Here is a 12,328-nt window from a genome sequence, read left to right as displayed (position 1 = left end):
CCGACGAGTCAAGATATATCTTACGATGCATCTAAAGGCGGCGCCAGAAGGTTGATTTCGCCGCCGCCGGCAGCTAGAAAGCGCGTGAGGGCCAAAACCTCTCCGTAAGCGTCTGACGTCAAGCAACGCATCCACCCCGGTCTTTCCGGGCAGTTCCGCCGGAAACCCGGCGCAATGGATGCCAAATGCGACGGACCGGATGTTTCAGGAAAATCCAAAAATGACCACGACCCGTAAGCGCGGCAAGCTGCCGGCGCGCTATGCCGCGATCGTCAGTCCGCTGGTGCTGTCGCTGCTGATGACCTTCATAGTCTCGTTCATATCGACGCTGAAAAGCCTTGGACTGCAACCTGATTTGCCGGCTGTCTGGCTCACTGCCTGGGGCCTGTCCTGGCTGGTAGCGTTCCCAACGTTGCTCATGGTGCTGCCGGCGGTGCGCCGCATTGTCGGCTGGCTTTGCGAGCCGGCGTCCCGGTAACGCCCATGACGGTAAGGCCCGCAGATATCTTCGGGCCTTGCCTCGCTACCAGCGGCCCTTGCGCCGGTTCCAGACATAGAGAAGATCGGCGAAACGATCATAGGCCAAGCGCGTCAGCGGCAGCGCGACCGGATTGCCGAAGAGCGTCGCCAGCCAGCCGTCGCCCGGCGTCGCCCGCCAGACGGCAACCGCGACATCGGCGCCGACCAGCAGCCTGCCTTCGGCATCGGTGGCATGCAGCCGGCGGCGTATGTCCTCCAGCGAGGCGCTGTAGCCAGAGAGCGCCGCCGGTTCGAGGTTGATGTCGCGGAATTCGATCCGCCCGGCCTTGATCGCCTCGATCAGCCGCCGTTTCTGCCGGGTGATGCCGCCATCGCAAACCGGGCAGCGTGTGTTGTACCAGACGGTCAGCGCAGGCTTGGACATGGCGCGACTATCACCCTGACGGCACGGCCCCGCAATATGACGCCGAGCCGCACGGACCCGCGCCCAGCGCTATCCAAGCGAAGTGACGATCTCGCGATAGGCAAATTCCGGGAAAGCCTTGAGCGTTCGCGTCTTGACGCTGCCACCCGTTGCCAGCATCAGGGCGAAACGAGCAAGCACAGCATCGTCGGGCGCCTCGATAATCGCCACCATGTCGTATTCGCCCATAGTCAGGTAAAACGCCTTGAACGAGCCGCCCATGTCGGCCAGTTGCTTCTTGGCGGCATCGAGCCGCTTCGGCGACTCTCGGATATTTCTGGCGCCCTGTTCCGTCCAGTTCATCAGCAGGATGTAGGTTGTCATCACACACCTCCCTCCGGCGCCACGGAGCACGGCTGAGGACATCAGCCGGGGCGGACATCCGGTTTTTCGCCCAGAACATGCATCCGACCAGGCAAGTATCCTCCCGACGGAGATGGGCGACAAGAGCCTTCACCCGGCAACAAAAAGGGCGCCATCGGCGCCCTTTTCGAATGCTGGTCTGTTGCCGGTATCAACTGTCGAGGAAGCTCCTCAGCTTGCGGCTCCGGCTCGGGTGCTTGAGCTTGCGCAGCGCCTTGGCTTCGATCTGGCGGATACGCTCGCGCGTCACCGAGAACTGCTGGCCGACTTCTTCCAGCGTGTGGTCGGTGTTCATGCCGATGCCGAAGCGCATGCGCAGCACCCGCTCCTCGCGCGGCGTCAGCGAGGCGAGCACCCGCGTGGTGGTCTCGCGCAGATTGGCTTGGATCGCCGCATCGATCGGCAGGATCGCCATCTTGTCCTCGATGAAATCGCCCAGATGCGAATCCTCTTCGTCACCCACAGGGGTTTCGAGCGAGATCGGCTCCTTGGCGATCTTCAAGACCTTGCGCACTTTTTCGAGCGGCATTGCGAGCTTTTCTGCCAGTTCCTCCGGCGTCGGCTCGCGGCCGATTTCATGCAGCATCTGGCGCGACGTGCGCACGATCTTGTTGATCGTTTCGATCATGTGCACCGGGATGCGGATGGTGCGCGCCTGGTCGGCAATCGAACGCGTGATCGCCTGCCGGATCCACCATGTCGCATAGGTCGAGAACTTGTAGCCGCGGCGGTATTCGAATTTGTCGACCGCCTTCATCAAGCCGATATTGCCTTCCTGGATCAGGTCGAGGAACTGCAGGCCGCGATTGGTGTATTTCTTAGCGATGGAAATGACGAGGCGCAGGTTGGCCTCGACCATTTCCTTCTTGGCGATAGCGGCTTCGCGCTCGCCCTTCTGCACCTGGTTGACGATCTTGCGGAATTCCAGGATCGAGATCGCCGTCTCGGTGGCGAGGTTCTGGATTTCCGAACGCAGATCCTTGATCGCGTCCTTCTCGTTCTTGGTGAATTCCTTCCAGCCGCGCGAGGTGAGATTGCCGATCGAGCGTGTCCAGTTCGGGTCGAGCTCGGAGCCCTGATATTCCTTGAGGAACTCCTCGCGGCGCACGCCATAGCTTTCGGCCAGGCGCAGCAGCTTGCCTTCGTTCTGCACCAGCCGCTTGTTGATGTCGTAGAGCTGCTCGACCAGCGCCTCGATGCGCGCCGTGTTGAGCGACAGCGACTTCACCGCCTTGATCAGCTGGTCCTTCAGCTCCTTCAGGCGGCGGTCCTGGCTTGGCGACAGCGTGCCGGTCGCGGCCAGACGGTTCTCGACCTGCTGGTCCTGCAGCTTGCGCAGCTTCTTGTAGGTGTCGGCGATGACGTCGAGCGTCTCCATCACCTGCGGGCGCAGTTCCGCTTCCATCGCCGCCAGCGACAGGCTCGCCTCGTCCTCGTCTTCCTCGTCGTCATCGACCAGGCCGCGCGTGTCGGCGCCGACATTGGTGATGTCGTCTTCCTCGTCGCGTCCACGCCTCGGCTTGTCCTCGGCCTTGGGCGCCTCCTCGATGCGCTCGACCACCGGCGCCTGCTTGGCTTCGGGGCCGGCATAGGTGGCTTCGAGGTCGATGATCTCGCGCAGCAGGATCTTGGATTCGTTGAGCTCGTCACGCCAGATGATGATGGCCTGGAAGGTCAGCGGGCTTTCGCAGAGGCCCGCAATCATCGTCTCGCGGCCGGCCTCGATGCGCTTGGCGATCGCGATTTCGCCCTCGCGCGACAGGAGCTCGACCGAGCCCATCTCGCGCAGATACATGCGCACCGGGTCATCGGTGCGGTCGGTCGGCTCTTTCTTGGTGGTCGTGGCGGCGACGGCGGTGCCGGTCTGCTCGGCCAGCTCGTTGGCGTCTTCCTCGGCGTCGGCATTGCTGTCGGCGGCCTCGGGCTCCTCGCTCTGATCGTCGTCCTCGACCACGTTGATGCCCATGTCGGACAGCATCGCATTGATGTCTTCGATGCGATCCGGATCGGTCTCTTCCGACGGCAGCACCGCGTTCAGTTCGTCGAGAGTCACATAGCCGCGCTTCTTGGCGGCCTTGATCATCTTCTTGACAGCATCATCGGAAAGGTCGAGCAGAGGCCCATCGGTGGCGCCTTCACGTTCGGTCTCGACCTCTTCCTTTTCCTTTGTCGCCATAGTCTTTATCTTCTCCTAGCGGCCGAGCATCGAAGCCGCGTAGCTGCCGCACCGGTCAAACTACATGCGCTGGTGGCGCTTAACCGGGCCGGTAACCGAATCAACTCTTTTGTTTGTTCATATCGTGCCCCCAAAACCGGTTTTCACTTTTGGGCGATATGCATTAAGTCCAGATTAACCCTGATATCTGTGGCAGGCTGACAGCCTGTCCAGTGATCAGCACCTCGCGTCAGTGCATTTCCATCGACGCCGGCACGGGTTAAGGTTTCGAATCGTCCTGATTCCGTCATTCTGCCAGAAGGTCAAGCGCCTCTCGCATGATTCGCATCAAAAAAGCGAATCAATTACCCGACTTAGAGGCGTCGATTCGACGCGCAGCACGTACATCATCCATTCTTGCGCAGGTTTCGACCTACACGCGCCCACCCCTGCCCGAGGACACACCGAAGCCTTCGATCAGCGCTTCCGTTGCTTGTACATCACGGAACTGCGCCTGAATCTCGATGAGGTGCCGGTAGTTTTCGTCAGTGGGATCGCTGGCGAGCGCTGCTTCCGCCTGTTTCAGCTCCTTATGTAAGGTGCGCGCGCTGCGCTGCAAGTGCAGCGCCTGGTTGAAGGCGTCGCGGGCATCGTCAAGCGCTGCGGTTTCCAGCGCGGGCCATTGCCTGGCCCGTTGGATGAGCGCCACGGCGCGCCCCCAGATATCGCTGCAGCCGGCACGTTCGATGGTGGCGATCACCGCGCTACGGTCATTGGCCATGTCGTGCGCCATCGCATCGAGGATGGCGGCGTGCAGCCGCTGCAGATCGGTGTTGGCGAGATCGAGGAACTCGACATGGGCGAAGTTCTCGTCGATCAGCGCCGGATGGTTGACGAGGGCTACGATGATCGTCGCCTCGCGCACCGACATCATCTCGCCACCGCGTTTGACCATGGCGGAGCGGCCGAGGCTTTCGGTGATCGCGGCGCGCGCGCCTGCCCCGCTGCCTTTGGCGAACTGTCCGCCGGGTGCGGGCGTTTTGCCCTGCCCCGGTTTCCAGTCCTGGCGACCTTGCCGCACTTCGCGCTGGGCGCTGAAGAAGGTCAGCTCCCGCTCGCGCATCCACTGCTGGTAGTGGTAGCGCTGGCTCTCATCGCGGATGCGGCTGGTCAGTTCGCGCAGCGTCTTTGTCAGCCCCGCCCGCCGCTCCGGCGTGTCGAAGACGCCACCGGATGTCTCACGCATCCACAACAAATCAGCGAGAGGCCGCGCTTCCGCCAGCACGGCACGAAACGCGTCCGGCCCTTCTGCCTTGACCAGATCGTCGGGATCCTTGCCCTCCGGCAACAGCGCAAAGCGCACCGACCGCCCGGCCTGCACCGACGGCAGCGCGAGATCCGCGGCCCGCCACGCCGCCTTCAGCCCGGCCTGGTCGCCGTCGAAGCACAGCATCGGCTCAGGCGCCATGCGCCACAGAAGTTCGAGCTGGTTTTCGGTGAGCGCGGTGCCGAGCGGCGCCACGGCATTCTCGAAGCCGGCCTGCGCCAGCGCAATCACGTCCATATAACCTTCGACGGCAATCACCGTGCCGCCTTTCGCCAGCGCTTTGCGGGCGCGGGCGAAATTGTAGAGCACGTTGCCCTTGTGGAAGAGCTCCGTGTCGGGCGAATTCATGTATTTGGCCAGCGCATCGGGCGCCAGTGCGCGGCCGCCAAAGGCGATGATCTTGCCGCGCGAATCCGGGATCGGGAACATGATGCGATCGCGGAACCAGTCATAGGAGACCGGGATGTCGTCGCCATGACGCACCAGCCCGCAGGCCTCGATGTCGGCCTTGGGCACACCCTTGGCGGCAAGATGTTCCTTCAGCGCATTGCGGCTGTCGGGCGCAAAGCCCAGCCGGAACGATTGCTGCGTCGCCGGCGTCAGCCCGCGATCCCTGAGATAGGCGCGGGCTTTTGCACCCTCCGGTCCTTGCAGCCGCTCCTGGAAGAAGGCAGTCGCCATCTCCATGACGTCGGTCAGACTGGCGCGTTCGTTCTCACGCTGTTCTTCCCGCTCGTCGCGCACCGGCATCGGCACGCCGGCCATGTCGGCGATCTTCTCGACCGCTTCGGGAAAGCTTAATCCGTCGAGCTCGGTCAGGAACTTGAAATGATCGCCCGACACCGAACAGCCGAAACAGTGATAGCGGCCCTTCTTGTCCTCGCAGTGGAAGGAGGGGCTCTTTTCGCCATGGAACGGACAACAGGCCCAATAGTCGCCGCGCGAGGCGTTGGTCTTCTTCCTGTCCCATGCGACGCGCTGGCCGATGACCGATGAAATCGGCACACGGTCGCGTATCTCATCGAGAAAGGCGGGCGGAAAGCGCATTGGGGAACTCGTTTGTCCCTCATATAATCATGCTCGCGGAATCCGACGACCCTTATTGCGGACCATACCCGGTTTCCACAGCCAAAAAGCCCGGTTCTACAGCCAAAAGAAAGGCGGCCCTTTCGGGCCGCCTCCTTTCAAGTCTCTGCATTGCGCCGGCGAGGCCGGGCTTAATGCGCGGCAATGGCGCCGAAGATGATGCCGGACAGGACGCTGACCAGCACATAGTCGTTGCCGACGCGGATCCATTCCTGGCCGCGGCCGGGGCGATGCAGGCCGTAGCGGCCATAATCGCGGATCGGCTGGTGCCGCTTCCAGCTGGAATATTTCTGGCCATTGCGCCAATGGCTGCGCTTGACGACCACCGTCTTCTTCACGACGCGCTTCCTGACATCGACATGCTTGCCGGGCCTCTGCCAGTCGACCCGCGTGTAATTCGACTGCGGTGCGACCGGTGCGTTCACCGGTGCGGCCTGGCCGGTAAGCGAAGTGGCGGCCAGCATCGAGAAAGCGAGGGCGGAAAGAACAACACGTTTCATAGCGGGGCTCCTTGGTTGTCGATGCCTAGGGAATAGCGCCCGAAGGATGAACCGAAACTGAACACTAGCATTACATTTACGCAATGAAATCCGGCGCTTATCCTGGATATTTGAACATCATCGCAAAGGCGATTGCCGGGAGTCCGGCAAACCGGGACGATCCGCTGCCATCACCAGGGATCCGCCATGCAACCATTTGCGCATCCGTCCATTTTCCGACACGCCCTGTCGCGCCGCGACGGCTCTTGAAATCGACAAGATTTTATTACCCGGCTAAAATATTCCGGATATTGTTCAAGACTGTCATGACCATGATTCGCAGCCCCGTTTTCATCCCTGCACTGCGCGCCCTCCGCGTCGCGGTAGCTGTCTGCGTGCGGGTTTCGAAATGAGCGGCTCCGTCGTCCTGCTGCATCTGGCGGGCGCGGTGGCGCTGATGCTGTTTGCCACCCGCATGGTCAAGACAGGCGTCGAGCGCGCCTATGGCGACGTGCTGCGTCACCGGCTGCGCTCCACCATGCGCAATCCGATCATGGCGGTGCTGGCCGGCTGCGGCCTGTCCATCGCGCTGCAGAGCTCGACCGCCGTCACGCTTCTCGTCGGCTCCTTCGCCGGCGCCGGCATCGTCTCGGGCATGTCGGGCCAATTGGCTGTGCGCGGCGCCGAGATCGGCTCGGCGCTGGTGGTCAAGCTCTTGACCTTCGATCTGACGCTGCTGGTGCCGATCTGCCTCGTCGCCGGCACGGTCATGTTCATGGCCACCGAGCGGCGCGACTGGCGCCAGTTCGGCCGCATCCTGGTCGGCATCGGCCTTTTGGTACTGTCGCTGGAGATGATCGGCCAGGCCTCGGAGCCGCTGCGCCAGAGCACGCTGATGCCGCTCATCATCGAATATTTCTCCAGCGACTACGTCACCGCCTATCTGCTCGCCGCGCTCGTTACCTGGCTCTTCCACTCCTCAATCGCCGCCGTGCTTTTGATGGTCACGCTGGCCGGGCGCGGCTTCATCCCGCCCGAACTCGGCATCGTGCTGGTGCTCGGCGTCAATCTCGGCTCGTCGATCATCGCGCCGCTGCTCACCCGAAGTGCCGAACCTGGCGTGCGCGTCGTGCCGATCGGCAATCTGTTGATGCGCGGCATGGGCTCGCTGGTGATGCTGATCCTGTTCATGACGCTGAAGCCACCGGTCGCCTTCCTCGGCGCCACCGTGCCCGACCAGATCGTCAACGCCCACATACTGTTCAATGTGCTGATCCTGCTCGCCGGCCTGCCGCTTGCCAGCCTGATCTATCGTGCTTCCGAGAAGATCGTCGCAATGGGCACCAAGCCGGCGCCGGCTACAGAGCTCGATGTGGTCGAACTCTCCGCCCTCAACGACGGCGCGCTCGACGTTCCGAGCCAGGCGCTGGCCAACGCCACCCGCGAGGTGGTCCGCGTCTGCGAGACGGTCGAGATCATGCTCAAGCGTATCATCGAGCTGTATGAAAGCGCCGACGGCGACAAGATCAAGGCGCTGGCCGCCCTTGACGACCGCGTCGACAGGAAGCACGCGGCGATCAAGCTCTATCTGGCCAAATTGACCAGGAACTCGCTCACAGAGGACGAGGCGCTGCGCTGCCAGGAGCTGATAGGCGCCTGCGTCAAGCTTGAGCAGGTCGGCGACATCATCGTGCGCAACATGCTGGTGCATGTGAAGAAGAAGTTCGAGCGCGGGCTGGAGTTCACGCCCGAGGGCTGGAGCGAGCTGCTCGCCTTTCACACCTCGGTGCTGGCCAATGCCAGGCTTGCCTTCAACGTGCTGGTGTCGCGCGACCCTGAGACTGCCCGCCAGCTGGTGCTGGAAAAGGACCGGCTGCGCGACCGCGAAAAGGAAACCAGCGCCAGCCATTTCGTGCGCCTGCGCGACGGCACCGCCAAGAGCGTCGAGACCAGCTCCATCCACCTCGACACCATCCGCGACCTGAAGCAGATCAACTCGCTGCTGGCGTCGATGGCCTACCCGGTGCTGGAAGAGCGCGGCCTGCTCGGCGGCTCCAGGTTGAAGGCGAGCTGATCAAGAAAACCTAAACCGGCCGCAAAAATTTCTGCATTGCCGGCAAGCGCCATCCATGATTTGAGGCCAACTCGTTCAAGGATCGCTTCCGCGCCATGCTTCCGCTCATTGCCCTGTTCATCGCCGCCTTCGCTTTCGGCACCACCGAATTCGTCATTGCCGGCGTGCTGCCGCAAGTGGCCGACGGCCTTGGCGTTTCGATCCCGACTTCCGGCTATCTCGTCTCCGGCTACGCCGGCGGCATCGCCGTTGGTGGGCCATTGCTGGCGCTCGCCACCAAGGGCATTTCCCGCAAGACGCTGCTGCTTTGCCTGACCGTCGCCTTCACCATCGGCCAGGCCGCTTGCGCGCTGGCGCCCGATTTTACCTCGATGCTGCTCTTGCGCATTGCGGTCGCCGTCGCACACGGCGCCTATTTCGGCGTCGCCATGGTAGTGGCTGTCGGCCTCGTGCCCGAGGACAAGCGCGGCATGGCCGTGGCTGTGATCCTCTCCGGCCTCACCGTTTCCAATGTCATCGGCGTGCCGGCCGGCACCGCAATCGGCAATCTCTGGGGCTGGCGCGCCACCTTCTGGGTGATGTGCGCGCTGGGCGTGGTAGCCTTTGCCGCCATGGCTGCGCTTTTGCCGCGCACGACAGGCGCATCAAGGCCATCCGCCAGTCTTGGCAGCGAGGTTCGCGTGCTGGCGCGCCAGCAAGTCTGGACCTCGCTGATCCTGATGCTGACGTTGATGATCGGCCAGTTCGGCCTGTTCACCTACATCACCCCGACACTGCTTGAGGTGACCCATCTCGACGAGAGCCTGATCCCCTGGGTGCTGCTGCTCAACGGCGTCGGCGCCACCGTCGGTGTGTTTCTCGGCGGCAAGCTTTCCGATTGGAAGCTGATGCCGTCGCTGATCACCATGCTTGCGCTGCAGGCGGTGATGTTGGGCGTGATCTATGCCGTCAGCCCCTACCCCGTGCCGATGGTCATCGCCATCGTTATCTGGGGTGGCCTCAACTTCGCCATAGGCACGCCGATCCAGACCCGCATCCTGGCCTGGACGGCGGACGCCTCCAACCTCGCCTCCTCGCTCATCCCCTCCGGCTTCAATGTCGGCATCGCGCTCGCCGCGTCGCTGGGCGCTGCCATGCTCAATGCCGGCTACGGCTATCGCAGCCTGCCGGTTGTGGGCGCTGCCGCCATGCTGGTGGCGGTGGTGGTGGCACTTGCCTCCTACATCTGGGAGGGGCGCAGCCGGGCAGCGCCGCCGCTGCCGGCACCGGCCGAATAGCGTCGGACTACAAATCGATCCGGAACAACAAACTCTCGGCGCCGCCATACGCGGCGTCCTTGATGAACGGACCGACCACACGGCCGCCATTGGCCAGCACCACCTTCTGCGAGGCCGGATTGTCGAGGTCGGTGGTGAGCTCGACATATGGCAAACCAACAGCCCTCGCCTCGTCCAGCATCAGCCGCAGCGCCTCGGTCGCATAGCCTCGTCCGCGCTTCCACGGCACCACGGCATAGCCGATATGGCCGAGCACATGCGACGGCAGTGCGGCCGTACCGGGCTGCCAGCGAAAGCCGATCGAGCCGGCGGCCTCGCCGTCCCAGATCCAGCGCCGGAAGCCCGGCAGCCGCGGCACTGTCGTGCCGTCCGGCAAGGTAATCGGGCCTCCTTTGGCCTCGGGATCGTCGAGGCTGGCAAGGAACGCCGCGGGATCCTCGTCGATCGCCGCAAGTTGCTCGCGCGTCGCTTCCATCAGCCGGACATTGTCCGGCGACCAGCCGCGCTCGAGCGCCGCCTTGTAGGAGGGCAGATGTTCGAGCGTGGGTTTGACGATTTCGATTATGGTGGGTCTCTCCGGCAGGTCAAGGCTTGGCTCGCTTAAGCCGGTGCGGACCGTTTCTTGCCCAGAGGTAATGCCCCTGCTCTCCTTCGCCATTGAAGTGGTGTCGGCTCCTACTGCAGCAGGCCTTTGACGATGCCGCTGGCCTTGCCGAAATCCATCTGGCCGGCATATTTCTGCTTCAGCACAGCGATCACCTTGCCCATGTCCTTTTGGCTGGCGGCACCGGTAGCAGTGATCGCCTCGCGCGCCGCAGCTGTTACGGCGGCGTCGTCCAGCTGCGTCGGCAGGAAGCCGCGGATGATCTCCATCTCGCCACGCTCCTGCGTGGCCAGATCCGGGCGCTTGCCGTCCTCGAACGCCTTGGCCGATTCCTCGCGCTGCTTCACCATCTTGGCCAGGATCTGCAGGATCTCCTCGTCGCTGGCGGGGTCCTTGGTCGAGCCGCGATTGGCGATGTCGCGGTCGTGGATGGCGGCCTGGATCAGCCTGAGCGTCGGCAGCCGGTGCTTGTCCTGCGCCTTCATCGCGCTTTTCAGGGATTCGGCGATTTTTGCGCGCATGATGCTTTCTCCTTCGAACGGCGCGGACAATAACCGCGGCCCATCCGCAAAGCAAACGCGCCAAAGCCCTGATATCGTTCGACGAAACAAATGCTCGCCGTTTTTGGCACGGGCATCATTGACCGCTCTGGCGCCTTCCCCTATGTACTCGGCCTTGCACAAGACAAAGAATTGATGCGCGCAGGCTCGAGAGATCGGCCGCGCCGTTTGCTGCGCAGATGGCCCGCCATCGAAGCGCGCAGCGTGACAGGAGCGTCGCCATGGCCGAGATGACCCCCGAACTGACCCCGCCTTGGGCAACCGAAAAGCCGACCGCCGTCCTGGTGCTGGCCGACGGCACCGTCATCGAGGGTCGCGGCCTCGGCGCCACCGGTTCCGCCGTTGCCGAAGTCTGCTTCAACACCGCGCTCACCGGCTACCAGGAAATTCTCACCGACCCGTCCTATGCCGGCCAGATCGTCACCTTCACCTTCCCGCATATCGGCAACATCGGCACCAATGACGAAGACATCGAGGACTTGAACCCGGTCGCCCGTGCAGGCGCCGTTGGCGCGGTGTTCAAGGCCGATGTCACCAACCCGTCCAACTACCGCGCCGACACCGGGCTGGACCAGTGGCTGAAGAAGCGCGGCATCGTCGCGCTGTCGGGCATCGACACCCGGGCGCTGACCGCGCTGATCCGCGAAAAGGGCATGCCCAATGCCGTCATTGCGCACGCGCCCGACGGCATCTTCGACCTCGACGATTTGAAGCGGCGGGCCGCCGCCTGGTCGGGCCTGATCGGGCTTGACCTCGCCAAGGAAGTCACCTCCGGCCAGTCCTCGGTCTGGCGTGGAACGCCCTGGGTGTGGAACGAAGGCTTTGGCGAACAGGCCGAGCCGTCGATGCACGTCGTCGCCATCGACTACGGCGTCAAGCGTAACATCCTTCGCCTGCTTTCCGGCCTCGGCGCCAAGGTCACCGTGGTTCCGGCCGGTACCGGTTCGGAAGAAATCCTGGCCATGCAGCCCGACGGCATCTTCCTCTCCAACGGCCCCGGCGACCCGGAAGCCACCGGCGAATACGCGGTGCCGGTCATCCAGGACCTGCTCAAGACCGATATTCCGGTGTTCGGCATCTGCCTCGGCCACCAGATGCTGGCCCTGGCGCTGGGCGGCAAGACCGCCAAGATGCACCAGGGCCATCACGGCGCCAACCACCCCGTCAAGGATCATACCACCGGCAAGGTCGAGATCGTCTCGATGAACCACGGCTTTGCCGTCGATGCCGACTCCTTGCCCGAGGGCGTCGAGGAAACCCATGTCTCGCTGTTCGATGGCTCGAACTGCGGCATCGCGCTGACCGGACGTCCGGTGTTCTCGGTCCAGCACCACCCCGAGGCCTCGCCCGGCCCGCAGGACTCGCACTATCTGTTCCGCCGCTTCGTCAACCTGATCCGCGAAAAGCGCGGCGAGGAACTGCTGGCCGAACGGGCCTGAGCCCTCTGTGTAGCAGCGATA

Annotated in this window: 11 protein-coding genes; 4 read left to right on the top strand and 7 right to left on the bottom strand. The window is 63.4% G+C overall.

Annotated elements, in window-relative coordinates:
* Nucleotides 1–220: 220 nt before the first annotated feature.
* The gene (locus X726_RS143645) at nt 221–478 is read left to right on the top strand and encodes a DUF2798 domain-containing protein (protein ID WP_023672449.1); all 258 of its coding nucleotides are present in this window, start codon (nt 221–223) and stop codon (nt 476–478) included.
* Between the two features lie 45 nt (nt 479–523).
* On the opposite strand, the gene X726_RS143650 is transcribed toward X726_RS143645, so the two are convergent.
* From X726_RS143650 to X726_RS143670, 5 genes are all read right to left on the bottom strand, one after another.
* On the bottom strand, nt 524–904 hold the full coding sequence (locus tag X726_RS143650; RefSeq protein ID WP_023672448.1) for a DCC1-like thiol-disulfide oxidoreductase family protein: 381 nt from the start codon (nt 902–904) through the stop codon (nt 524–526).
* Between the two features lie 69 nt (nt 905–973).
* Entirely contained in the window at nt 974–1,267 is a 294-nt protein-coding gene (locus X726_RS143655; RefSeq protein WP_023672447.1) for a GYD domain-containing protein, read from the bottom strand.
* Nucleotides 1,268–1,457: 190 nt separating this feature from the next.
* Complete coding sequence (gene rpoD, locus X726_RS143660) at nt 1,458–3,482, bottom strand: RNA polymerase sigma factor RpoD (RefSeq protein ID WP_023672446.1); 2,025 nt, start codon at nt 3,480–3,482, stop codon at nt 1,458–1,460.
* A gap of 412 nt (nt 3,483–3,894) precedes the next feature.
* Nucleotides 3,895–5,835, bottom strand: coding sequence for a DNA primase (gene dnaG / locus X726_RS143665; RefSeq protein ID WP_023672445.1), 1,941 nt, complete (start codon nt 5,833–5,835; stop codon nt 3,895–3,897).
* Between the two features lie 170 nt (nt 5,836–6,005).
* Nucleotides 6,006–6,374, bottom strand: a complete 369-nt coding sequence (locus tag X726_RS143670) for an RcnB family protein (protein ID WP_023672444.1) — start codon at nt 6,372–6,374, stop codon at nt 6,006–6,008.
* A gap of 388 nt (nt 6,375–6,762) precedes the next feature.
* On the opposite strand from X726_RS143670, the gene X726_RS143675 reads away from it, so the two are divergent.
* Both X726_RS143675 and X726_RS143680 read left to right on the top strand, forming a co-directional pair.
* Entirely contained in the window at nt 6,763–8,427 is a 1,665-nt protein-coding gene (locus tag X726_RS143675; protein ID WP_023672443.1) for a Na/Pi cotransporter family protein, read from the top strand.
* 95 nt (nt 8,428–8,522) lie between these two features.
* On the top strand, nt 8,523–9,704 hold the full coding sequence (locus X726_RS143680) for an MFS transporter (protein WP_023672442.1): 1,182 nt from the start codon (nt 8,523–8,525) through the stop codon (nt 9,702–9,704).
* 7 nt (nt 9,705–9,711) lie between these two features.
* Here the strand turns inward: X726_RS143680 and X726_RS143685 are convergent, their stop codons facing one another.
* Nucleotides 9,712–10,269 (bottom strand): GNAT family N-acetyltransferase, encoded by a 558-nt coding sequence (locus X726_RS143685; protein ID WP_023672441.1) that lies wholly within the window; start codon nt 10,267–10,269, stop codon nt 9,712–9,714.
* 110 nt (nt 10,270–10,379) lie between these two features.
* Nucleotides 10,380–10,829 (bottom strand): GatB/YqeY domain-containing protein, encoded by a 450-nt coding sequence (locus X726_RS143690; RefSeq protein ID WP_031193012.1) that lies wholly within the window; start codon nt 10,827–10,829, stop codon nt 10,380–10,382.
* Nucleotides 10,830–11,089: 260 nt separating this feature from the next.
* Here X726_RS143690 and carA point away from each other — a divergent pair, with 260 nt between their 5' ends.
* Nucleotides 11,090–12,307, top strand: a complete 1,218-nt coding sequence (gene carA, locus X726_RS143695; protein WP_081726027.1) for a glutamine-hydrolyzing carbamoyl-phosphate synthase small subunit — start codon at nt 11,090–11,092, stop codon at nt 12,305–12,307.
* Nucleotides 12,308–12,328: the final 21 nt, after the last annotated feature.

The sequence above is a fragment of the Mesorhizobium sp. LSJC285A00 genome, assembly GCF_000503155.1.
GTDB lineage: Bacteria > Pseudomonadota > Alphaproteobacteria > Rhizobiales > Rhizobiaceae > Mesorhizobium.
The sequence above is the reverse complement of the archived record's forward strand: the minus strand, read 5'-3'. Positions and strand labels throughout refer to the sequence as shown.